We start from the raw sequence: 20,660 nt of genomic DNA, 5'->3' as shown, positions 1-20,660 counted from the left end.
GGTGTGAGTCGGCAGGTTCGACCGTCGGGTGTGGGGCCCGGAGCGGGGGCCGGGGCCAGGTCCTGGCCCCGGTGGGGGTGCGGGGGCAAAGCCCCCGATCTTCCTCATCACCCCTTACTCTTCTTCACCGCCGGCTTCTTCACCGCCGGCGCGGCCTTCTTGGCCGCCGGCTTCGCCTTCGGCTTGGCCGCCGCCGCCTTGCGCGGCGCGGGCGGGGCGGTGGGGATGGCTTCCGCCGCGGCGGCGGCGCGCTTCGGCGCGGGTTTGGCCTTGCCCTTCGCGCCTGCCTTGCCCTTCGGCGCCAGCTCCTTGCCCTTCTCGGCGAGCAGCGTGACCGCCTCCTCCAGTGTGATTTCCTCCATGGTCGCGTTGCGCGGCAGGTTGGCGACCATCTTGCCGTGCTGGGCGTAGGGGCCGAAGCGTCCCTTCTTCACCTCGACCGTCACGCCATCCTTCGGGTGCGGCCCCAGCACCCGCACCTTCGCGCGGGCCTTGGCCAGCAGCTCCATCGCCCGGTTCATGCCGAGGGAGAGCACGTCATCCCCCGGCTCCAGCGACTGGAAGACGGAGCCGACCTTGATATAGGGGCCGAAGCGGCCGAGGCCGGCCTGGATCTCCTCCCCGCTCTCCGGGTCCCGCCCGATGATCCGCGGCAGGGAGAGCAGCTTCAGCGCCCGCTCGAGGTCGAGCGTGTCCGGGTCCATGTCCCGCGTCAGGCTGGCGCGCCTGGGCTTGGTAGGCTTGCCGCGGTCATCCGTGCCGCCCTCGCCGAGCTGGACATAGACGCCATAGGGGCCGCGGCGGACCGTCACCATCTCGCCGGTCGCGGGGTCGCGGCCCAGCTCGCGCGGGCCTTCCGTCAGCCCCGTCGTGCCCTCGCCCTCGGCGCCGGGCGCGATCAGCGGGCGGGTGTAGCGGCAATCCGGGTAGTTGGAGCAGCCGATGAAGGCGCCGGTCCGCCCCAGCCGCAGGCCGAGCCTGCCATTGCCGCAGGCCGGGCAGGCGCGCGGGTCGGTGCCGTCGCCGCGCTCGGGGAAGAAATGCGGCCCCAGCTCCTCGTCCAGCGCGTCGATGACATCGCTGATCTTGAGGTCCTTGGTCGCGTCGACGGCGCGCTTGAAGGCCTCCCAGAACTGCCGCATCACCGCGCGCCAGTCCACCTTGCCGTCGGAGATCTCGTCGAGCTGCTCCTCGAGCGCGGCGGTGAAGCCGGTATCGACGTAGCGCTCGAAGAATTTCACCAGGAAGGAGGTGACGAGGCGGCCGCGATCCTCCGGGATGAAGCGGCGCTTCTCCAGCTTCACATAGTCCCGGTCCTGCAGGGTCTGCAGGATGGAGGCGTAGGTGGAGGGGCGGCCGATGCCGAGCTCCTCCAGCTTCTTCACCAGCGAGGCCTCCGAGTAGCGTGGCGGCGGCTGGGTGAAGTGCTGGCTGGCCGTCACCTCGCCGCGCTTCAGCGGGTCGCGCTCGCGCATCGGCGGCAGGGTGCGGCTTTCCTCGTCCTCGCTCGGCGCCACGCCGGTGATGCCGGCGCGGGCATCGGCGGCGCGGTCGTCCTCGTCCTCCCGGTACAGCTTCAGGAAGCCGTCGAAGGCGATGACGGAGCCGGTGGCGCGGAGGATGGTCTGCTTCGACTGGTCGGCGATCTCGACCGTGGTCTGGTCCAGCTCCGCCGACTGCATCTGGGAGGCGACGGCGCGCTTCCAGATCAGCTCGTAGAGCCGGCGCTGCCGCTCATCCAGGTAGCGGGCGACCCTCTCCGGCGTGTTGCGCACATCGGTCGGACGGATCGCCTCATGCGCCTCCTGGGCGTTCTTCGCCTTGCTCTGGTACTCGCGCGGCGCGCCGGGCAGGTAGTCGCGGCCGAACTCGCCCTGCACATGGTCGCGGATGGCGGCGATCGCCTCCCGCGCCATCTGCACGCCATCGGTCCGCATATAGGTGATGAGGCCGACCGTCTCGCCGCCGATCTCGACGCCCTCATACAATTGCTGGGCGGTGCGCATCGTCACCTGCGCGCCCATGCCGAGCTTGCGGCTGGCCTCCATCTGCAGGGTGGAGGTGGTGAAGGGCGGCGGCGGGTGGCGCTTGACCCGGCGCTTCTCCAGCGAGAGGACGCTGAACTCGCCCGCCTCGACGGCCGCCTTGGCGCGCATCGCCGCGGCCTCGTTCGGCAGGTCGAACTGGTCCAGCTTCTTGCCGTTCAGATGCGTCAGCCGGGCGGTGAAGGGCGCGCCCTGGGGCGTCTGGAAGCGGCCCTCCACCGTCCAGTACTCGCGCGCCTTGAAGGCCTCGATCTCGGCCTCGCGCTCGCAGATCAGCCGCAGCGCGACGGATTGCACGCGGCCGGCGGAACGGCTGCCGGGCAGCTTCCGCCAGAGCACGGGGGAGAGGGTGAAGCCCACCAGGTAGTCCAGCGCGCGGCGGGCCATGTAGGCGTCGATCAGCGGCGCATCGAGATCCCGCGGATGGGCGATGGCCTGCTGGATGGCGCGCTTGGTGATCTCGTTGAAGGTGATGCGGCGGACCTCGAGCCCCTTCAGCGCGCCCTTCCGCGCCAGCATCTCCCGGACATGCCAGGAGATCGCCTCGCCCTCCCGGTCGGGGTCGGTGGCGAGGAAGAGGCGGCGGGCCCCCTTCAGCGCGCGGGCGATCTCGTTCACCTGCCGCTCGCCGCGGTCCTCGCTCTCCCAATCCATGGCGAAATCCTCCTCCGGCCGGACGGAGCCGTCCTTCGGGGGGAGGTCGCGGACATGGCCGAAGCTCGCCAGCACCGTGAAGTCGCGGCCGAGATACTTGTTGATGGTCTTGGCCTTGGCGGGCGATTCGACGACGACGACGTCGGGCATGGAGCGGGGATCCACAGGAGCCGTTCTGGCGGCAAGAATGACTGGGCCGCAGGAGTTCCCCTCGCCCGTTCAGGCCCGGCCGGTGCGTGCCACCCGGTTCCCCGGCAGCAATTCCACCCGCCCGGCCAGTTCGAGATCGAGCAGGATCGCCTGGACCGCGGAGGGGGACAGGTGGCAGCGCCGCATCACCTCGTCAACCGCGATCGGCGTGGGTCCAAGCAATTCAACTACTTGATCCGTGTCCGCCGGGCCCTCGGTGGCGGGGCCGGACGATTCCACAATCTCGGCGGCAGGCGGCCAGTCGAGCTTCGGCTGCAGGATCGGAGCGGCGCGGGGGGCCTCCGGCAGGTGGGCCAGCACATCCTCCACCCCCTCCGTCAGATGGGCGCCCTGGCGGATGAGGTCGTTGGAACCGCGGCAGCGCGGGTCCAGCGGGCTGCCGGGGACGGCGAAGAGCTCCCGCCCCGCCTCCAGCGCCAGCCTGGCGGTGATGAGGCTGCCGGAGCGCAGCGCCGCCTCCACCACCACCACGCCGAGGGAGAGGCCGGCGACGATCCGGTTGCGGCGGGGGAAGTGCCGGGCGAGGGGGGCGGTGCCGAGCGGCGCCTCCGCCAGCACCGCGCCGCCCTCGGCGAGAATGCGGGCCTGCAGCCCGGCATGCTCCGGCGGGTAGGGCATGTCCGCCCCGCCGGCGACGCAGGCGATGGTGCGGCCGGCCCGCAGCGCGCCGAGATGCGCCGCGGCATCCACCCCGCGGGCGAGGCCGGAGACCACGGCAAGCCCCGCTTGGGCCAGGGCGCCGGCCAGTTCCTCCGCCAGGCGGCGCCCGGCGGCGGAGGCGTTGCGGGCGCCGACCAGGGCGACGGCGCGGGAGGAAAGCGCCGCGGGGTCCCCCAGCAGGGCGAGGACCGGCGGCGCATCCTCCTGCATCGCCAGCAGCGCCGGGTAGGGCGGTTCCCCCAAGTGCAGGAAGCGGCCGCCGAGCCGGGCCAGCGCCTCCGCCTCCCGCCGCGCCTCGACCTCCGGAAAGGGGGTGAAGGGCGCACCGCGCCGGGCGGCGAGGCGGGGCAGGGCGGCCAGCGCCGCGGCGGCGCTGCCATGGCGCTCCAGCAGCCGGCGGAAGGTCAGGGGGCCGATCCCCTCCGTGCGGGCCAGGCGCAGCCGGGCCAAGGCCTCCGCCGGAGAGCATGTCATTTCCTTCATCCGGCCTTGGCCTTCACGGTTCTTTTGTCGTCGGAACGGAAGATGAGGCGTCCCGCACCATGGGCGCCGCGGGCGCGCCGCTTTCCCCGGGGCGAATCATCGGGGCAGGAGAACAGCATGCGTCGCACGCTTCTCGCAATGATCGGCCTGATGGGCGCGGGCGCCGCCCCGGCGATGGCGCAGGGCCAGCAGGATTTCGCCCTGGTCAACCGGACCGGCTACCAGATCAACGAGGTCTATGTGGGGGCGTCCTCCTCTTCCTCCTGGGGGCGGGACCTGCTGGGCCAGGGGGTGCTGCAGAACCAGCGCTCGCTGAATATCCGCTTCGGCCGCAGCACGCGCGAGTGCAACTGGGACATCAAGGTCGTCTATGACGACGGCGACACCTCCGAATTCCGCGGCGTCGATCTCTGCTCCGTCAGCAAGGTGACGCTGTTCTGGAACCGCCAGGCCAACCAGACGCGTTTCGTCACGGAATAGATCGAATCGCCGTAGGGCGGCATCGCCCGAAGGCGTGAATCTGCTCTGCAACCAAAGGCGTAGGGCGTTTTCGGTGAACGCATGTGAACCGGAAACGCGCTAGGTGACCGGCCGGCACATCTCGCCGCCTTCCGCGGCTCTGCCGCGGAAGGCGGTGCGAGACCATCGGTGCCGGTGGCCGAGGGGCCGCGGCGCCGCGCGGCGATTTCCATGGGGCTCAGTGGCCCGCCCGGCGCCCGAAGATCAGCGCTTCCCGCTCCGCCAGCCCCATCACGTCCCAGGCGGCCGGTGCCTCTTCCGCGCTCTTGTTGTAGGGCGCGCGGCGCAGCCGGGCGGCCACCTGGCGCTGCCGGGCGCGGCTCAGCTCCGCCCAGAATTGCGTCAGCCAGGGATTCCGCCGCGCCCGTGCCCCGACCGTCGCCGGCTGCTCCGGCGTGACGGCGGGCGGGTTGGGGATGGGCGCCATGGCGCGGATCGGGCCGGGCCGGGGGTTCAGGGCATCGCACCCCGCCAGCAGCAGCAGCGCCAGGATCGCCGCCCTCATCGCCCGACGGCGTAGCCCTGCATGCCGCGCGGATTCGCGCCGGCGAAGATCTGCCCGTCCGGCTCCAGCCGCGCGCCGGTCAGGCGGCCCTCGCTCCACTCCCCGCCCATCTCCGCGGCATGGCCACGCGCCTGCAGCTCGGCCAGCACCTCGGGCGCGTAGCGGCCCTCCAGCACCAGCTTGCCGGGCTTGGCGCCGCGCGGCCAGAAGCTGCTGATCCAGTGCTCCGAATGGAAGCTCGGCAGGTCGATCGCCTGCTGGATGCCGAAGCGGTGGTCCACCATGCGGGCCAGCATGATGCTCTGCCACTGGTCCTGCTGCTCCCCGCCCGGGGTGCCGAAGCTCATCCAGGGCGTGCCATCCCGCAGCACCAGGCTGGGGGAGAGGGTGGTGCGCGGCCGCTTGCCGGGCTTGAGGCCGTTCGGCAGCGATTCATCCAGCCAGAACATCTGGCAGCGGCTACCAAGGCAGAAGCCGAGGCCGGGGATGGCCGGGGAGCTCTGCAGCCAGCCCGCCGAGGGGGTGGCGGAGACCATGTTGCCCCAGCGGTCGATGACATCGATATGGCAGGTATCGCCGCCCGAGGCGCCGAGGCGGGAGACGGTCGGCTCCCCGGTGCCGGCGGCCATGGCCATCTCCCGCGCGCGGCGGAGCGCGGCGGCGTAGTCGGTGCGCGGGGCGCGGCCATCCGGGCTGCCGGGGCGGAACTCGTTGTTCGCCTCGCGCCCGATCAGGGCGCGGCGGCCCTCCGTGTAGGCCTTGGAGAGCAGGGTCGCCATCGGTACGTCCGAGAAATCCGGGTCGCCGATCCAGGCCTCGCGGTCGGCGAAGGCGAGCTTCATGCACTCCGCCACGGTGTGGACGAACTCCGTCCCCACCGGGTCCATGCCGGCCACGTCGAAGCCTTCCAGCAGGGCGAGGGTCAGCAGCATGGCGGGCCCCTGGCTCCAGGGGCCGCATTTCAGCACGGTGCGGTCGCGGTACTGGCCGGCCAGGGGTGCCTCCACCGTGGCGCGCCAGCCGGCCATGTCATCGGCGGTCAGCAGCGCATGGTGGCGGCGGCCGGAGGTGTCGAGGGCGGCGAACTCCCGGCCGAACCTGTCGATCGCCTCGGCGACGAAGCCGCCATACCAGGCGTTCCGGGCGGCCTCGATCTGCGCTTCGCGGTCGGCGCCCACCGCCTCGGCCTCGCGGATCACGCGGGTGTAGGTCTCGGCCAGCTCCGGGTTGGTGTAGGTGCCGCCCGGCGTCAGCCCGCGCAGCCAGAGCGCGGCGGAGGTCGGCCAGGCGGTCTCGAAGAGGGGCCGCACCGTCTCGATGGTGGCGCAGATGCGCGGCACCACATGCGCGCCGCGGGCGGCGTAGCCAATGGCGTATTCCAGCACATCCGCCAGCGCCCAGGTGCCGTGGTCGCGCAGCATCAGCGCCCAGGCGTCGAAGGCGCCGGGGATGGGGGCGCAGAGGAAGCCGGTGCCGGGCACGAGGTCCAGCCCCAGCTCCCCCTTCAGCTTCTGCACCGTCATGGCGGCCGGCGCCGGCCCCTGGCCGCAGATCACCTGCTGCGTGCCGGTCTTGGCGCTGTGCAGGATGATGGGGCAATCGCCGCCGGGGCCGTTCAGATGCGGCTCCACCACCTGCAGGGTGAAGCCGGCGGCGGCGGCGGCGTCGAAGGCATTGCCGCCGCGTTCCAGCACCGCCATGCCGACCTGGGAGGCGATCCAGTGGGTGGAGGCGACGGCGCCGAAGGTGCCGGCAATTTCGGGGCGGGTGGTGAACATGCGGCAGCCTCATCTGCTGGACGGCCCCGATAGGGGCAGGCAGAGAGGGCGCGGTCAATCGGGGAGACTGCGAGCGTGCCAAGTGGCGTGGCAGGGGGCGTGCTGGTCGGGGTGGTCGGGCCCTCGGGCGCCGGGAAGGATACGCTGATGGCCGGCGCCCGGGCGGCGCTGGCGGGTGACCCGCGCTTCCGTTTCGTCCGCCGCTGCATCACCCGTCCGGCCGAGGCCGGGGGCGAGGCGCACGAGGCGCTGACCGAGGCGGCATTCGCGGCGCGGCAGGTGGCGGGGGGCTTCGCGCTCTCCTGGCGGGCGCATGGGCTGCACTACGGCATCCCGGCGGATATCGCGGCGGATCTGGCGGCCGGGCGGGTGGTGGTGGCGAACCTCTCCCGCACCGTGCTGGAGGCGGCGGCGGCGCGCCTGCCTTTGCTGGTGCTGGAGATCACCGCCCCGCCGGAGGTGCTGGCGGCCCGGCTGGCGGCGCGGGGGCGGGAGAGCGCGGCGGATATCGCGGCGCGGCTGGCGCGCGAGGCGCCGCTGCCGCCCGGGCTGCGCGTGACCCGGGTGGTGAATGACGGTCCGGCGGAGGCGGGCATCGCCGCCGTGCTGGCGGCGCTGCGCTCAGCCTGAGAGGGGCAGCCTTTCCGCGATCAGGAAGGGCGCGCCCGGCCCGGATTGGGTGAAGAGGCAGAGCTCGCGCACCAGGCGCGGCCGGGCCGGGGCCTCGCCCAGGAAGTCGGTGACGGCGGGCAGCACCACCGCCTTCTCCGCCGGCGTCAGGCGACGCGTCAGCGTCACATGGAAGCGCCATTCGGCGAAGACATAGGGGTAGCCCCAGCGCTCCAGCAGCGCCGCCTGGGCGGGGCTGAGCTTCGCCTTGCGGCGGCGGGCCAGCTCCGCCTCGCTTGGCGGGGCGCGGCAATCGTCCAGCGCCTCGACGCAGGCCCCGGCGAAGGCGTGCAGCTCCGGGCAGGGCGCCGTCTCCCGCAGCGCCAGGAACCCGTCCAGGTCCGTCACCGCCAGGGGCGGCAGGGCGAAGGGCGCGGTGCGGGCGGCCAGCGCGGCGGCGCGGTCGGCGGCCTCCGCCCAGCTCCCCGCCAGGCGGAAGGGCGGCTTCAGCGTGGCGTGCAGACCATAGCCGCGCGGATCGGCGGTGAGCTCCGCGATGTCGAGGCCGGGCAGGGCGGGCTGGGGCAGCGCCGCCCCGGACTCCGCATCCCGCCCCAGCCAGGCGGAGCCGAGGCGGTGCAGCGGGTCCTCCAGCTCCGGCGCCCAGTAGAGCGCCATCCGCGCTTCCGGGGAGGGCGCGCCGATCACGCGACGCGCTCCCCCTGGCGCCACACCCGGCGCACCACCGCCATGCCGTCCCGCGCATGCACCTGCACGAGATCGGCGCGCAGGCCGGGGGCGATCCGGCCGCGATCGGCAAGCCGGGCCATGCGGGCCGGCGCCGCCGTCACCATGGCAACCGCTTGCGGCAGGGCGATGCCGGTCTCCGCCGCGCAGCGCCAGACGGCCTCCACCAGGGCGGCGGGAACGTAGTCGCTGGCCAGGGCATCCACCACGCCTTCCCGCACCATGTCGGCGGCGTTGACATTGCCGGAATGGCTGCCGCCCCGCACGATGTTCGGCGCGCCGGCGATCACCTCCACGCCGATCCGCTTCGCCGCCCGCGCCGCCGCCATCGCCACCGGGAACTCGCTGATGCGGATGCCATCCTCGGCATTGCGGATCACCTCCTCCGCATGCTCGTCGTCATGGCTGGCCAGCGGCAGGTCGCGATGCGCCAGCCGGTCCAGCAGCCAGCGGCGCTGCGGCTCCCGCAGCCTGGCGCGCTGCTCCAGCAGCTCCGCGATGCGGCGGTCCACCTGTTCCAGGCTGTGCTGGGTCTGGCGCTGGCGCATGGCGCGGTAGCGCCCCAGGTCGCGGTACTGGCCGATGCCGGGGGAATGATCCATCAGGCTGGCCATCACCACGCGCGGGTGGTCGGCGACGCTTTCCAGCGCTTCCGGCATGTCCTTCGCCGGCAGCTCGCAGCGGAGGTGGAGGAAATGCTCCGCCTTCAGCAGCCCGCTCTCCGCCAGCGCCGTCAGGTCGGCCACGCCGTCGCGGAAGGTCTGGCCGCGGCCGGGGTCGAAGCCGAGATCGCCGAGGCAGAGCGCATCCAGCACCGTGGTGACGCCGGCCGCGGCGCATTGCGCGTCATGCGCCAGCATGGCGGAGCGGCTGGGCCAGCGGGCATTGGCACGCGGCAGCACCTGGCGCTCCAGGTTATCGGTATGCACGTCGACGATGCCGGGCATCAGGTAGTCGCCATCGAGGTCGATGGCGCCGGGGATCGCGCTGCCGCCGGGCTGGAGCTCGGCGATCACGCCGTCCCGCAGCACCAGCGTACCGGACTCCATCGCATCCGGCAGGATCAGCGTCGCGTTGGTCAGGATGGTTTCGGTCATGCGGCAGCCTGGATGGGGGAGACATGGAAGAGGCGGTCGGCGACGCGGTCGCGGACCTCGGCATCGTGGAAGATGCCGATGATGGCGGCGCCCTTCGCTTTCGCCTCGGCGATCAGCGCCACCACCACGTCGCGGTTGGCGGCATCGAGGCTGGCGGTGGGCTCGTCCAGCAGCAGCACGGGGTAGTGCGGGGCGAAGCCGCGGGCTAGGTTCACCCGCTGCTGCTCGCCGCCGGAGAAGGTGGCGGGCGGCAGGGCGTGCAGCGGCGCGGGCAGGTTCAGCCGCGCCAGCAGCGCGGCGGCGCGGGCGCGCGCCTCCTCGGCCGGCACGCCGCGGGCGCGCAGCGGCTCGGCGACGATGTCGAGCGTCGGCACGCGCGGGATGACGCGGAGGAACTGGCTGACATAGCCGAGCGTCTCCCGCCTGATCTCCCGCACCAGCCGCGGATCGGCGGTGGCGAGATCCACCTCCTCGCCGCGATGGCGCAGCAGGATGCGGCCTTCGCCGGCGCCGTAATTGCCGTAGAGGCAGCGCATCAGCGTGGACTTGCCGGCGCCGGAGGGGCCGGAGAGGGCCACGCATTCGCCGGGTACCACCGCAAGCTCCACGCCGCGCAGGACGGGGATGCGGGTGCTGCCCTGGAGGTGCAGGGTGAAGGTCTTGCCCAGCCCCTGCGTTTGAATCGCTGGCGGCCCGATGACCGGAGCGCCGGATGGCGCGGAGGTCTGAATCGGCCCGCCTTCATGCAAGGTCTTCATGCGGCCAGCACCGATGCGACGAGGAGTTGCGTGTATTCGTGCTGCGGATCGTCCAGCACGCGGTCGGTCAGCCCCTGCTCCACCACCCGTCCGTGGCGCATGACCAGCAGCCGGTGGGCCAGCAGCCGGGCGGCGGCGATATCATGCGTCACCAGCAGCACGGCGAGGCCGAGATCGGCGACCAGCTCCCGGATCAGGTCGAGCAGCCGCGCCTGCACGGAGACATCGAGGCCGCCGGTCGGCTCATCCATGAAGACCAGCCGCGGATGCGTCACCAGGGTGCGGGCGATCTGCAGGCGCTGCTGCATGCCGCCGGAGAATTGCCGCGGCAGCATGTCGATGCGCGCCGGGTCAATCTCCACGCGCCGCAGCCATTCCGTGGCGGCCTCCCGGATGCTGCCGTAATGGCGGGCGCCGGTGGCCATCAGCCGCTCGCCGATATTGCCGCCGGCGGAGACGCCCATGCGCAGCCCGTCGCGTGGATTCTGATGGACGAAGCCCCAATCCGTGCGGTGCAGGCGGCGCAGCGCTGCCTCGCCCATGGCGTGGATATCGGCCGCCTCGCCATCCGGGGCGCGGTAGGTGACGGTGCCGGCCTCCGGCTTCAGCAGGCCGGAGAGGACGCGGAGCAGGGTGGATTTGCCCGAACCGCTCTCCCCAACGATGGCGACGACCTCGCCGGGGAAGATCTCGATGCCCACATCGTCGAGGGCGGTGACGGGGCCGTAGCGGAGGGTGAGGCCGGAGGCCTCCAGCAGCGGGGCGTTGCTCATTCCGCAGCCTCCCGCGCGGCTTGCCGCGTGTTGCAGTAATCCGTATCCGAGCACACGAACATCCGGCCGCCCTTGTCGTCCGTCACCACCTCATCCAGGTAGCTGTCCCGGGCGCCGCAGAGGGCGCAGGCGGCGTTGGCGCGGATGGGCTGGAAGGGGTGGTCCTCGAAATCCAGGCTCTGCACGCTGGTATAGGGCGGCACGGCGTAGATCCGCTTCTCCCGCCCCGCGCCGAAGAGCTGCAAGGCCGGCATGCGGTGCATCTTCGGATTGTCGAAGGCCGGGATGGGCGAGGGCGACATCAGGTACCGCCCGCCGACCATCACCGGATAATTGTAGCTGATGGCGATATGGCCGTGCCGGGCGATGTCCTCGTAGAGCCTCACATGCATCAGCCCGTAATCGGCCAGCGCATGCATCCGCCTGGTCTCGGAGACGCGGGGTTCCAGCCGGAACAGCGGCTCCGGCATCGGCACCTGATAGACCAGGATCTGGCCCTCGCGCAGCTTCACCTCCGGGATGCGGTGGCGGGTCTGGATGATGGTGGCGCCGGATGTGCGCTCCGTGGTGGCGACGCCAGCCACCTTGGCGAAGAAGCGGCGGATCGAGACGGCGTTGGTGGTGTCGTCCGCCCCCTGGTCGATGACCTTCAGCCGGTCCTGCGGCCCGATGACGCTGGCCGTCACCTGGATGCCGCCGGTGCCCCAGCCATAGGGCAGCGGCATCTCCCGGCTGCCGAAGGGCACCTGATGGCCGGGGATCGCCACCGCCTTGAGCAGGGCGCGGCGGATCATCCGCTTGGTGTTCTCGTCCAGGTAGCCGAAATTGTATCCTGTCTCGATGGTCATTCGGCGGCCTCCCGGAACACCGTGGCGCGCATCTCCCGCACCTTCTCCAGCTCGCTCTGGAAATCGACGTAATGCGGCAGCTTGAGGTGCTCGACGAAGCCGGTCGCCTCGACATTGTCGCAATGGTACAGCACGAACTCCTCGCTCTGGGCGGGGGCGTCCACCTCCTCGCCCAGCTCCCGGGCGCGCAGGGCACGGTCCACCAGGGACATCGCCATCGCCTTGCGCTCGCCATGGCCGAAGACCAGGCCGTAGCCGCGGGTGAATTGCGGCGGCTCGGTCTTCGAGCCGGCGAATTGGTTCACCATCTGGCATTCCGTCACGGTGATCTCGCCGATCTCGATGGGGAAGCCGAGCTCGGGCGGCGCGATCTCCACCGCCACCTCGCCCATGCGGATCTCGCCGACGAAGGGGTGGGCATTGCCGTAGCCGCGCTGGGTGGAATAGCCCATGGCGAGCAGGAAGCCCTCATCGCCGCGGGCAAGCGCCTGCAGCCGCAGCGGGCGCTCGGCGGGGAAGGAAAGCGGCTCGCGCGTCAGGTCGGGCGGCTCGGTCTCGCTCGGCGCCTCCGGGGCCATCAGCCCTTCCTGGGCGAGGATGCCGGTGACGCGCGGCGTCGCCTCGCCATCCGGCGTGGCCTGCGGCGCGGGGGGCGGGGTGCCGCCGGCGGCCAGCGCGAAATCCAGCAGCCGGTGGGTGTAGTCGAAGGTCGGGCCCAGCACCTGGCCGCCGGGCAGGTCCTTATAGGTGGCGCTGATCCGGCGGCGGAGGCGCATGGCGCCGGTGTCCATCGGCAGGCTGGCGCCGAAGCGGGGCAGGGTGGTGCGGTAGGCGCGCAGCAGGAAGGCGGCCTCGATCAGGTCGCCCCGCGCCTGCTTCACCGCCAGGGCGGCGAGGCCGCGATCGTAGCAAGCGCCCTCCGCCATCACCCGGTCCACGGCGAGGCCCAATTGCTGCTCGATCTGCTCCAGGCTCAGCTCGGGCAGCGTGGCATCGCCGCGCCGCGCCTCGGCCAGCCAGGCATGGGCGGCGTCGATCGCGCGCTCGCCGCCCTTCACCGCGACATAGGCCATCTACGCCTCCTCGATCCTGGTGGTGCGCGGCAAGGCGGCGAGCCAGGGCCCGGCGGTCAGCACCACATCCACGCCGCGGGGGAAACCCCGGCGGTTGGCCGCCCATTGCCGCAGGAAATCCGCCGGCAGCCCTGCCACCTGCAGCCGGTGCTCGGTCTCGATCCCGGGGCCGGTCAGCTTCCAGCCCACCGTCTCGGCCAGCGTCCTCACCTCGACGATCAGGGTGGCGGAGCGGTGCGGCTCCTCCTCGCTGCCCTGGGCCAGGGTGGCGAGGGCCGGCATCCGGCCGGTGGCGAGTAGGAAGGCGGCCTCCGCGGGCGAGGCCACCAGCGGGCAGCCGGCATGGAAGCGCAGCCAGTCCTCCGCCGCCCTGCCGGCATCGGTCCAGACCGGCGTGTCGGCATCCGCGAGCGTCAGCATCGTGGCGGCAGCCGCCACGCCAAGCGGCGCCGGCGGCTGGTCGATGCCGGCGACGCGCTGCAAGCGCCCGGGGCGGGACATGGCTTCCAGGATCGCCCGGAAGCAGGATTGGGCGCCGAGGACGGGGTCGGCGAAGCCGGGGGTGAGCTCGCTCATCTCAACGCCCCCTCAACGCATCGTCTGCATGGTGAAGAACTGCACCTTGGTCGCGGCGGCGCGGGCGGCCATGGCAGCGGCGCGCTCCGCCTGCGCGGCCGCCAGGGGCTCGATTACCGCTTCCAGCAGGGCGGGGCGCCGCACGGGGTCCTGCAGGGCGGCGTCCAGCCGCGCCGCCAGTTCCGCCTGGCGCTGGTCGCGGCCGGCGACATAGGCATGGCCGACCCGCCCCTCCGCATCGCGGACGGAGCAGCGGGTGACGGTCATCTCACCCAGGTTGAAGGGGGCGCCGTCGCCGCCCTGGCGGCCGCGCGCCATCACCAGCCCGGTCTCCGGCCCGCGCAGGCGGGTGGCCGCCGGCAGGGGCGGGGCGGCGTCCAGGCGGGCGGCGATGGCGGCGCCATCGGCCCGCGCCAATATGCCCATCCAGCGGCGGCGCGCCTGCTGCTCCGGGCTGAGGGAAGGAAGGTCGCTGCTCATGGGTCCCAGCATAATCATCTAGACATCTGTATGTCCAGCAGGCTATGCAGCTTTCTATAGCCACGCTAGGTCCGGGCCATGGTTGATATTTCCATGACAAAGCCATCGACGAAGCCGGGGCCGCAGGCGGGGCCGGGCCCGCTTGCATCCCCGCCGGCCCTGGCCCGTGGCCAGGGCGTCGCCCTCTGGCGGCAGATCGCCGGCACGCTGGAATCCGAGATCGCCGGCGGCAGCCTCGAGCCCGGCACCCGCCTGCCGACCGAGGCGGAGCTGACCGCCCGCTTCGGCGTCAACCGCCACACCGTCCGCCGGGCGATGGAGGAGCTGGAAAGCCGCGGCCTGGTGCGGGTGGAGCAGGGCCGCGGCAGCTTCGTCGCGGAGGATGTGCTGGACTACCCGCTCGGTCCGCGCACCCGCTTCTCGGAAACCATCCGCCGGCAGAACCGCGAGCCGCAGGGCCGCATCCTCCGCATCGAGGAGACGGTGGCGGACAGCACCATCGCGGAGCTGCTGAAGCTCCGCCGCGGCAAGCCGGTGGTGGTGGCGGAGCGGCTGGGCCTGGTGGATGGCCGTCCGGTGGTGGTCGGGGCGCACTGGTTCTCGGTGGAGCGCTTCCCGCGCATCGCGGCGCTGCTGGCCGAGGATGCCTCCGTCACCAAGGCACTGTCGCAGCTCGGCGTGCCGGAGTATCGCCGCCTCGTCACCCGCATCACGGCGCGGATGCCGACGCCGGAGGAGGCGGTGCTGCTGGAGCAGGCGCGGTCCCGCCCGGTGCTGGTGACGGAATCGGTCAATGTCGACGGCGCCGGCGCCCCGGTGGAGGCGAGCATCGCCCGCTACGCCGCCGGCCGCATGCAGATCGTGGTGGAGAGCTGAGCATGGGCTGGAGGATCGCGGGCGGGCAGGTGCTGCAGGACGGCACGCTGGATCCGGGCGAGCTGCATCTGGCGGGCGGCGTGATCGCCAAGGCCGGCGGCGGCCGCAGCTTCGACGCCACGGGGCTGCTCGTCATGCCCGGCCTCATCGACATCCATGGCGATGCGCATGAGCGCAGCATCCAGCCGCGGCCGGGGATCGGCTTCCCCATGGGCTTCGCGGTGCGGGATGCGGCGTCGCAGCTCCTCGGCCTCGGCATCACCACCGCCTATATGGGCGTGACCCTTTCCTGGGAGCCGGGGCTGCGCAGCCTCGAGGCCTGGCGCGGGCTGATGGCGGCGCTGGACGCGGCGAAGCCGGCGATCGACCTGCGCGTGCATCTGCGCTTCGAGGCGGACAACCTGGACGCCCTGCCGGATGCGCTGGCGGATATCGCGGCGGGCCGCGTCCACCTGATCGGCTTCAACGACCATACGCCCGCTATCCTGAAGAAGCTCGGCAATCCGAAGGAGGTGGCGAAATACGCCGGCCGCGCCGGGCTGACGCCGGAGGCGTTCCGCACGCTGATCGAGGGCGTGGCGGCGAAGCGCGGCGAGGTGCCGGCGACGCGGCGGAAGCTGGCGGAGGCCGCCGCCGCGCGCGGCCTGCCCATGCTGAGCCATGACGACGCCACGCTGGAGGACCGCGCCCTGTTCCGCGGCCTCGGCGCCCGGATCTGCGAATTCCCGATGGCGGAGGAGGTGGCGGCGGATGCCCGCGCCGCCGGCGAGCATGTGGTGATGGGCGCGCCCAATGTGGTGCGCGGCGGCAGCCATCTCGGCTGGGCCAGCGCGGCGCCGCTGGCGGAGCGGGGGCTCGTGACGGTGCTGGCCTCCGACTACCACTGGCCGGCGCTGCTGGAGGCGCCCTTCGCCATGGCGCGGCGGGGGAAGATGTCGCTGGCGGCGGCCTGGGATCTGGTCTCGGCCAACCCGGCGGCGGCAGCGGAGCTCAGCGACCGAGGGCGGCTGGCCGAGGGGCTGCGCGGCGATGTGGTGGTGATAGATCCGGCCGGGCCGCATGTGGTGGCGGTGTTCTGCGGCGGGGAACTGGCGCATCTCGGCGCCGGCGGGGCGCGGCGGCTGGGCTAAGCAGGGGGCGCTGCCCCCTGCACCCCCGCCGGGGCCAGGACCGGGCCCCGGACCCCGGTCTGAGTTTCGGACCCGACGGTTGAACCTGCGGACTCGCGCCGGGACAAGAGGGTGGTCGGCGGCAGTGCCGCCAACCCCCGGCGGGAGTGCAGGAGGCGGCGCCCTCTGCCGGGGGTTTGGGGCAGAACCCCGTGGCTTACGGCGCCTCGTCCTCCGGCCCGCTCCAGGTGAAGCGTTGCAGGTCCAGCGCGCATAGCCCGGCGATGTTCCACCGGCGGGCCCAGTCCCGCACCGCCTGCCGGTAGCTTTCCTCCGCCGGAATCCCATCCGGCCAGCCAGGCGGGTTGAAGGTGGAGATGCCATTGATGGTCGGGATGTGCCGCACAGCCGCCACCAGCATCGCCTCGGTATTGTGGTTGTAGGGGTTGTCCACCTCCTCCCCGAAGCGGCTCTGCTGCCGCGCGGCGGAGACGTAGAAGGCCTGGCACCCTGCGGGGGGCGGCGGCACCGCCGCCAGCCGCGCCGCCTCCAGCGGATGGTCGAGGAAGAGCGGGGCGTAGAGGTTCACCTGCTCCGCCACCAGCAGGGCACAGGCCGCCAGCACGGCCGGGCGCGGCCAGCGCGGCGCCCAGGCCGCCAGCGCGCTCATCGCCAGCAGTACCACCGGCACGGCGAGGAAGATCTGGTAGCGCGCCACCACCCGCGGCGCCTTGCCCCCCGGGAAGTAGTCATAGACCAGCGCCCAGCCCGTCACCTCGCCGAAGCGCAGCGTCAGGACCCAGGTCACCACCGTGGCGATCGCGACGGCGCGGAACAGCCGCCGCCGTGCCGGGTCCAGCCCCCGTGCCGGCCCTGCCAGCCACAGCAGGGACGCCATGAACAGCCCGAGCAGCAGCAGCGGGAAGCCCGTCATATGCTCGGACCAGAAGGGGAAGCCGGGGCGGAAGGCGCCGTTCAGCGCCCGCACCAGCCAGCCCCAGAGCAGGTTCCGCTCCCCCACATGGATCACGTCGAGCAGGCTCGGCGCATGGCTCAGCACCAGCGGCCAGGGATGCATGCCGGTCTCGGCGGCCTTGGGCAGGTAGAGCCGCAGGAAGGGCAGGTTCAGCAGCAGGGCGAGGCCGGCCAGGAGCAGCAGCGGCAGCCAGCAGGCGCGCAGCCCCTGCCACAAGCGCCGCCGCCCCTCCGCCCCCGCCACTATCAGCCAGGAGGGCAGCAGCGCCGTGGCGAAGAAGACACAGTACCAGGCCATGTAGAAGCCGGTCAGCAGCGCCAGGGCGAAGCCGAGGCAGAACCCCGCCCCCCAGCCCAGCAGCGCGCCGCGCCGCCCTTCCAGCAGGGCCGCCGCCGCGCCATGCGCCAGCCAGGCCAGCAGCGGCACCAGCCCGATGCTGAACAGCTGCGCATGGCTGCCGCGGATGTAGAGGTTGTTGCTGATGGTGAAGAGCCCCGCCCCCAGCACGGCCGCCGGCCAGGGCAGCCTCCCCGCCCGCCGCAACAGGGCGAACATCGCGCCATAGCCCAGCGCCCGCAGCCCGATATTCGTCAGCTCCCCGGCCAGGAAGGGATCGGCGCCGAGCGCCCGGGGCAGGCTGTAGAGCAGGCTGAAGGCCAGGTAGCCGTCATTGTAGCCGAGGGTGCCGGGGACCGGATGGAAGTAGCCGGTCACGTCCCAGGGCTGCAGCCCCCGCAGCACGTTCCACCAATGCTCCATGATGGAGAGCGCGATGACCGCGTCGTGCCGGTCCCCCAGCAGCAGGGCGAAGCCATCCGCGAGCTGGTGGCGGAAGAAGAGGATGAGGCTGGCGAGCCCTGCCGCCAGCATGATCGCACGGGCCCGCGGCCCCATCGCATCCGGGACGGAACCGCCTGCCTGCATCCTGTAGCCTTATGGGGAAAAATGGCTCCGGCGGTTGGATTCGAACCAACGACCAACGGATTAACAGTCCGCTGCGCTACCGCTGCGCCACGCCGGATCAGCCAGTGGGCGGCGCCTATAACAGGGCGACGCCACGGAAGGAAGCCCCCGCCAGGCGGAAGCATCGTGCGATTGGAGGTCCGGGGCGGAATTGAACCGCCGTAGCAGGTTTTGCAGACCTGTGCCTGACCACTCGGCCACCGGACCATCGCACGCGCCGCCGGGTGGTCCGGCGACGCGGCCCTCTATCGGGCCGGCGCGCGGGGAGGTCAAGCTGCGCTGCAACACGCGGGCGCTTGGCGTCCGCCCCGGCCGCCCCCTATAACCGCGCACTGGTTGCCGCCGGGCCGGGTTGCACCCTGGCCGAGGCGGTATCGGAGATGTCGAGCCAGCGATCGGGGCCTTGGCGGTTCCGGCCCAAGGCTGGCGCTGGCCAAGGAGGTTCCTGCCGCATGGACTACGCCGAAGCGCGGCGCCGCATGGTGGATGGGCAGCTTCGCCCGAACCGGGTGACGGATCCGCGGGTGCTGGACGCGATGCGCAGCCTGAGGCGGGAGGCATTCCTGCCGCCGCAACTGCAGAGCCGCGCCTATGCCGATGAGGATGTGCCGCTGCCCGGCGGCCGCGCCATGCTGCAGCCCATGGTGATCGCCCGCCTGCTGCAATTGCTGGAGCCGCGGCCGGGCGACCGCGGCCTCGTCCTCGGTGCCGGCACCGGCTATGGCGCGGCCTGCCTCGGCCATGCCGGGGTGCGCGTGGTGGCGATGGAAGCCGATCCGGGGCTGGCGGGCCTGGCCCGCGCCGCCTGGGCCGCGACGCTGCCCGCCGGCATGGTGCGGCTGGAAGCCGGCAGCCCGACCGCCGGGCACCCCGCCGGCGCGCCCTACGACGTTATCCTGATCGAGGGCGAGGTGCCGGAGATTCCGGCCGCCATCAGCGACCAGCTCGCCGAGGGCGGGCGCCTCGCGACGGTGCTGGCGGTGGGCGGGCGGCAGGGCCATGCCATGCTCGGCCGCCGCATCGGCGGCACCTTCAGCCTGGTGCCGGCCTTCGATTGTGCCGCCCCCGCCTTGCCGGAGTTCCAGCCTGCTCCCAGCTTCGTGTTCTGACCGCGCCTGCCGCCGCGGCGCCGACCGGCGTCTTCACTCGGCGGCAAGGCTGCGATGCAAGGATAGGGACAAGATGACGCTTTCCCGCCCCGCCCTGGCCCTGGCTGCGCTGCTGGCGCCGGCCGCCTTCTCCTCGGCGGCCAGGGCGCAGACCCTGGCCGAGGCGCTGGCCATGGCCTATGCCAACAACCCGACTCTGCTCTCGGCCCGCGCCAATCTGCGGGCGGTGGATGAGAACGTGCCGCAGGCCCTGGCCGGCTGGCGCCCCACCGTCACCATCAACAGCACGACCTCCGCCGCGGATGTGCATGTCCGCAGCCGCACCAACGACCTTGTCTCCACCGGGCATTTCGAGCGCGGCATCTATCAGAACGGCATCACCATCACCCAGCCGGTGTTCCGCGGCGGCCGCACCGTGGCCTCCACCCGCCGGGCGGAGAACCAGGTGCTTGCCCAGCGCGCCCGGCTGCTGGCCACCGAGCAGCAGGTGATGCAGGACACCGTCACCGCTTATGTCGCCGTGATTCGGGACCAGGAGCTGCTGCGGCTCAACATCAACAATGAGCAGGTGCTGTCCGAACAGCTCCGCGCGACCAATGAGCGCTTCCGCGTCGGCGAGATCACCCGCACCGACGTGGCGCAGGCGGAATCCCGCCTGGCCGGTGCCCGCTCCTCTCGCTCCCAGGCGGAAGGCAATCTGCAGATCAGCCGCGCCACCTTCCAGCGCCTGGTCGGCGCCGTGCCGCAGCGGCTGACGGCGCCGCAGCCGCTGCGCCAGCCGGTGACCACCGCGCAGGAGGCCGCCCAGGCGGCCGCCACCAACAACCCCACCGTGGTCGCCGCGCTGTTCGACGAGGCCGGGGCGCGGGACAATATCAACATCCAGATCTCCCAGCTCCTGCCGCAGATCAGCGTGCAGGGCACGGCCCAGCGCTCAGACAACAGCCTGGTCAGCACGGCGGACCAGCTGCGCTCCACCTACAGCCAGGTGACGGCGAACGTGACCGTGCCGATCTACCAGGGTGGCGCGGAGTATTCGGCGGTGCGCCAGGCCCGGCAATCCGCCCAGCAGGCGCGGCAGGTGGTGGACGAGCAGCGCCGCACCGTGGTGCAGGCGGCCACCCAGGCCTTCGAGCAGCTCCAGAGCTCCAAGGCGCAGGTCGACGCCGTGCGGGCGCAGATTCGCGCCGCCGAGATCGCGCTGGACGGCGTGCAGCGCGAGGCGATCGTCGGCAGCCGCACCACCCTCGACGTGCTGAATGCCGAGCAGGAATTGCTGAACGCCCGCACCAGCCTGGTGCAGGCCCTGTCCACCGTGGTGTCGCAATCCTACACCCTGGCGGCGGCGATCGGCCGGCTCACGGCGCTCGACCTCGGCCTGGCGGTGGAGCCCTATGATGCCCGGGCTTACTACAACGCGGTGCGCAACCGCTGGATCGGGCTCGGCGACTACTCCAATGTGACGGAACGCCGCTGATGTCCGGGGGCGCCGCCTCGCCGCCCGGCGGCGCCCAGCCGCCCCAGGGGCCCGCCCAGGGCGGGGCGATCCAGGGCGACCCGAGCATGGAGGACATCCTGGCCTCCATCCGCCGCATCCTGAACGAGGAGGAGCCGGGCCAGGGCGCCGCAGCCGCCGCGCCGCCGCCGGTCCCGAAGCCCGCGGGTGAGGAGCCGGAGGCCGAGGCCCTGCCCCTGACGGAGGAGATGCTGGTGGAGGCGCCGCCCCCGCCCGAGGCGCCGGCCCCGTCGCCCCCGGTCCTCGCGGTGCCGCCGGCATCGGAGCCGGCGGCCGTGGCGCCGCCCCCGGCGGTC

General features: G+C 72.5%; 19 protein-coding genes, 2 tRNA genes and 1 pseudogene. 7 read left to right on the top strand and 15 right to left on the bottom strand.

What is annotated here, in order from left to right; genetic code table 11:
* Window positions 1-107 precede the first annotated feature (107 nt).
* The gene (gene topA / locus NJ376_RS14890) at window positions 108-2,849 is read right to left on the bottom strand and encodes a type I DNA topoisomerase (RefSeq protein WP_252954078.1); all 2,742 of its coding nucleotides are present in this window, start codon (window positions 2,847-2,849) and stop codon (window positions 108-110) included.
* Window positions 2,850-2,918: 69 nt separating this feature from the next.
* On the bottom strand, window positions 2,919-4,043 hold the full coding sequence (dprA, locus tag NJ376_RS14885; RefSeq protein ID WP_252954077.1) for a DNA-processing protein DprA: 1,125 nt from the start codon (window positions 4,041-4,043) through the stop codon (window positions 2,919-2,921).
* A gap of 126 nt (window positions 4,044-4,169) precedes the next feature.
* On the opposite strand from dprA, the gene NJ376_RS14880 reads away from it, so the two are divergent.
* Window positions 4,170-4,532 carry a hypothetical protein gene (locus NJ376_RS14880; protein WP_252954076.1) on the top strand — a complete coding sequence of 121 codons (363 nt, stop codon included), beginning with the start codon at window positions 4,170-4,172 and terminating at the stop codon, window positions 4,530-4,532.
* A gap of 217 nt (window positions 4,533-4,749) precedes the next feature.
* Here NJ376_RS14880 and NJ376_RS14875 read toward each other — a convergent pair whose 3' ends face one another.
* A complete protein-coding gene (locus tag NJ376_RS14875; protein WP_252954075.1) occupies window positions 4,750-5,076 on the bottom strand; it encodes a hypothetical protein in 327 nt (108 codons plus the stop codon).
* A complete protein-coding gene (locus tag NJ376_RS14870; protein WP_252954074.1) occupies window positions 5,073-6,854 on the bottom strand; it encodes a gamma-glutamyltransferase family protein in 1,782 nt (593 codons plus the stop codon). The genes NJ376_RS14875 and NJ376_RS14870 overlap by 4 nt, the downstream gene beginning before the upstream one ends.
* 75 nt (window positions 6,855-6,929) lie before the next feature.
* Here NJ376_RS14870 and phnN point away from each other — a divergent pair, with 75 nt between their 5' ends.
* Entirely contained in the window at window positions 6,930-7,484 is a 555-nt protein-coding gene (phnN, locus tag NJ376_RS14865; RefSeq protein WP_252954073.1) for a phosphonate metabolism protein/1,5-bisphosphokinase (PRPP-forming) PhnN, read from the top strand.
* Here the strand turns inward: phnN and NJ376_RS14860 are convergent.
* From NJ376_RS14860 to phnG, 8 genes are read right to left on the bottom strand one after another with little or no spacing between them, the layout of a single operon-like run.
* Window positions 7,476-8,171 carry a DUF1045 domain-containing protein gene (locus tag NJ376_RS14860; RefSeq protein ID WP_252954072.1) on the bottom strand — a complete coding sequence of 232 codons (696 nt, stop codon included), beginning with the start codon at window positions 8,169-8,171 and terminating at the stop codon, window positions 7,476-7,478. The genes phnN and NJ376_RS14860 overlap by 9 nt on opposite strands.
* Window positions 8,168-9,307: an alpha-D-ribose 1-methylphosphonate 5-triphosphate diphosphatase gene (locus tag NJ376_RS14855; protein ID WP_252954071.1), complete on the bottom strand. Its 1,140-nt coding sequence runs from the start codon at window positions 9,305-9,307 to the stop codon at window positions 8,168-8,170. The genes NJ376_RS14860 and NJ376_RS14855 overlap by 4 nt, the downstream gene beginning before the upstream one ends.
* A complete protein-coding gene (gene phnL / locus NJ376_RS14850; protein WP_252954070.1) occupies window positions 9,304-10,065 on the bottom strand; it encodes a phosphonate C-P lyase system protein PhnL in 762 nt (253 codons plus the stop codon). The genes NJ376_RS14855 and phnL overlap by 4 nt, the downstream gene beginning before the upstream one ends.
* Window positions 10,062-10,838: a phosphonate C-P lyase system protein PhnK gene (phnK, locus tag NJ376_RS14845; RefSeq protein WP_252954069.1), complete on the bottom strand. Its 777-nt coding sequence runs from the start codon at window positions 10,836-10,838 to the stop codon at window positions 10,062-10,064. Before phnK ends, phnL begins: the two co-directional genes overlap by 4 nt.
* Complete coding sequence (locus NJ376_RS14840; RefSeq protein ID WP_252954068.1) at window positions 10,835-11,686, bottom strand: alpha-D-ribose 1-methylphosphonate 5-phosphate C-P-lyase PhnJ; 852 nt, start codon at window positions 11,684-11,686, stop codon at window positions 10,835-10,837. Before NJ376_RS14840 ends, phnK begins: the two co-directional genes overlap by 4 nt.
* Complete coding sequence (locus NJ376_RS14835; protein WP_252954067.1) at window positions 11,683-12,759, bottom strand: carbon-phosphorus lyase complex subunit PhnI; 1,077 nt, start codon at window positions 12,757-12,759, stop codon at window positions 11,683-11,685. Before NJ376_RS14835 ends, NJ376_RS14840 begins: the two co-directional genes overlap by 4 nt.
* The gene (gene phnH, locus NJ376_RS14830) at window positions 12,760-13,335 is read right to left on the bottom strand and encodes a phosphonate C-P lyase system protein PhnH (RefSeq protein ID WP_252954066.1); all 576 of its coding nucleotides are present in this window, start codon (window positions 13,333-13,335) and stop codon (window positions 12,760-12,762) included. It abuts the gene before it with no gap.
* A 12-nt stretch (window positions 13,336-13,347) separates the two neighbouring features.
* Window positions 13,348-13,815 carry a phosphonate C-P lyase system protein PhnG gene (gene phnG, locus NJ376_RS14825; protein ID WP_252954065.1) on the bottom strand — a complete coding sequence of 156 codons (468 nt, stop codon included), beginning with the start codon at window positions 13,813-13,815 and terminating at the stop codon, window positions 13,348-13,350.
* 93 nt (window positions 13,816-13,908) lie between these two features.
* On the opposite strand from phnG, the gene phnF reads away from it, so the two are divergent.
* Window positions 13,909-14,691 carry a phosphonate metabolism transcriptional regulator PhnF gene (gene phnF / locus NJ376_RS14820; protein ID WP_252954064.1) on the top strand — a complete coding sequence of 261 codons (783 nt, stop codon included), beginning with the start codon at window positions 13,909-13,911 and terminating at the stop codon, window positions 14,689-14,691.
* A 2-nt stretch (window positions 14,692-14,693) separates the two neighbouring features.
* Window positions 14,694-15,821 carry an alpha-D-ribose 1-methylphosphonate 5-triphosphate diphosphatase gene (locus NJ376_RS14815; RefSeq protein ID WP_252954063.1) on the top strand — a complete coding sequence of 376 codons (1,128 nt, stop codon included), beginning with the start codon at window positions 14,694-14,696 and terminating at the stop codon, window positions 15,819-15,821.
* 196 nt (window positions 15,822-16,017) lie between these two features.
* Here NJ376_RS14815 and NJ376_RS14810 read toward each other — a convergent pair whose 3' ends face one another.
* The 3 genes from NJ376_RS14810 to NJ376_RS14800 form a co-directional block, all read right to left on the bottom strand.
* Window positions 16,018-17,700 carry a hypothetical protein gene (locus NJ376_RS14810; protein ID WP_252954062.1) on the bottom strand — a complete coding sequence of 561 codons (1,683 nt, stop codon included), beginning with the start codon at window positions 17,698-17,700 and terminating at the stop codon, window positions 16,018-16,020.
* Window positions 17,701-17,722: 22 nt separating this feature from the next.
* Window positions 17,723-17,797: transfer RNA gene (locus NJ376_RS14805), tRNA-Asn, on the bottom strand.
* A gap of 75 nt (window positions 17,798-17,872) precedes the next feature.
* A tRNA-Cys gene (locus NJ376_RS14800) sits at window positions 17,873-17,946 on the bottom strand.
* A 245-nt stretch (window positions 17,947-18,191) separates the two neighbouring features.
* On the opposite strand from NJ376_RS14800, the gene NJ376_RS14795 reads away from it, so the two are divergent.
* The 3 genes and pseudogenes from NJ376_RS14795 to NJ376_RS14785 form a co-directional block, all read left to right on the top strand.
* Window positions 18,192-18,848 carry a protein-L-isoaspartate O-methyltransferase family protein gene (locus NJ376_RS14795; protein WP_252954061.1) on the top strand — a complete coding sequence of 219 codons (657 nt, stop codon included), beginning with the start codon at window positions 18,192-18,194 and terminating at the stop codon, window positions 18,846-18,848.
* 73 nt (window positions 18,849-18,921) lie between these two features.
* Entirely contained in the window at window positions 18,922-20,325 is a 1,404-nt protein-coding gene (locus NJ376_RS14790) for a TolC family outer membrane protein (RefSeq protein ID WP_252954060.1), read from the top strand.
* Window positions 20,325-20,660, top strand: a pseudogene (locus NJ376_RS14785) (hypothetical protein); the annotation flags it as partial. The gene NJ376_RS14790 and the pseudogene NJ376_RS14785, both read left to right, overlap by 1 nt.

It is taken from the genome of Siccirubricoccus soli (assembly GCF_024178315.1).
GTDB lineage: Bacteria > Pseudomonadota > Alphaproteobacteria > Acetobacterales > Acetobacteraceae > Siccirubricoccus > Siccirubricoccus soli.
The sequence above is the reverse complement of the archived record's forward strand: the minus strand, read 5'-3'. Positions and strand labels throughout refer to the sequence as shown.

Coding starts and splice junctions, on each gene's coding strand:
- phnG (WP_252954065.1), bottom strand. CDS start 13,815: ATGAGCAGCGACCTTCCTTCCCTCAGCCCGGAGCAGCAGGCGCGCCGC.
- topA (WP_252954078.1), bottom strand. CDS start 2,849: ATGCCCGACGTCGTCGTCGTCGAATCGCCCGCCAAGGCCAAGACCATC.
- NJ376_RS14875 (WP_252954075.1), bottom strand. CDS start 5,076: ATGAGGGCGGCGATCCTGGCGCTGCTGCTGCTGGCGGGGTGCGATGCC.
- NJ376_RS14870 (WP_252954074.1), bottom strand. CDS start 6,854: ATGTTCACCACCCGCCCCGAAATTGCCGGCACCTTCGGCGCCGTCGCC.
- NJ376_RS14840 (WP_252954068.1), bottom strand. CDS start 11,686: ATGACCATCGAGACAGGATACAATTTCGGCTACCTGGACGAGAACACC.
- NJ376_RS14810 (WP_252954062.1), bottom strand. CDS start 17,700: ATGCAGGCAGGCGGTTCCGTCCCGGATGCGATGGGGCCGCGGGCCCGT.
- phnL (WP_252954070.1), bottom strand. CDS start 10,065: ATGAAGACCTTGCATGAAGGCGGGCCGATTCAGACCTCCGCGCCATCC.
- dprA (WP_252954077.1), bottom strand. CDS start 4,043: ATGACATGCTCTCCGGCGGAGGCCTTGGCCCGGCTGCGCCTGGCCCGC.
- phnF (WP_252954064.1), top strand. CDS start 13,909: ATGACAAAGCCATCGACGAAGCCGGGGCCGCAGGCGGGGCCGGGCCCG.
- phnH (WP_252954066.1), bottom strand. CDS start 13,335: ATGAGCGAGCTCACCCCCGGCTTCGCCGACCCCGTCCTCGGCGCCCAA.
- NJ376_RS14790 (WP_252954060.1), top strand. CDS start 18,922: ATGACGCTTTCCCGCCCCGCCCTGGCCCTGGCTGCGCTGCTGGCGCCG.
- NJ376_RS14815 (WP_252954063.1), top strand. CDS start 14,694: ATGGGCTGGAGGATCGCGGGCGGGCAGGTGCTGCAGGACGGCACGCTG.
- phnK (WP_252954069.1), bottom strand. CDS start 10,838: ATGAGCAACGCCCCGCTGCTGGAGGCCTCCGGCCTCACCCTCCGCTAC.
- NJ376_RS14835 (WP_252954067.1), bottom strand. CDS start 12,759: ATGGCCTATGTCGCGGTGAAGGGCGGCGAGCGCGCGATCGACGCCGCC.
- NJ376_RS14880 (WP_252954076.1), top strand. CDS start 4,170: ATGCGTCGCACGCTTCTCGCAATGATCGGCCTGATGGGCGCGGGCGCC.
- NJ376_RS14795 (WP_252954061.1), top strand. CDS start 18,192: ATGGACTACGCCGAAGCGCGGCGCCGCATGGTGGATGGGCAGCTTCGC.
- NJ376_RS14855 (WP_252954071.1), bottom strand. CDS start 9,307: ATGACCGAAACCATCCTGACCAACGCGACGCTGATCCTGCCGGATGCG.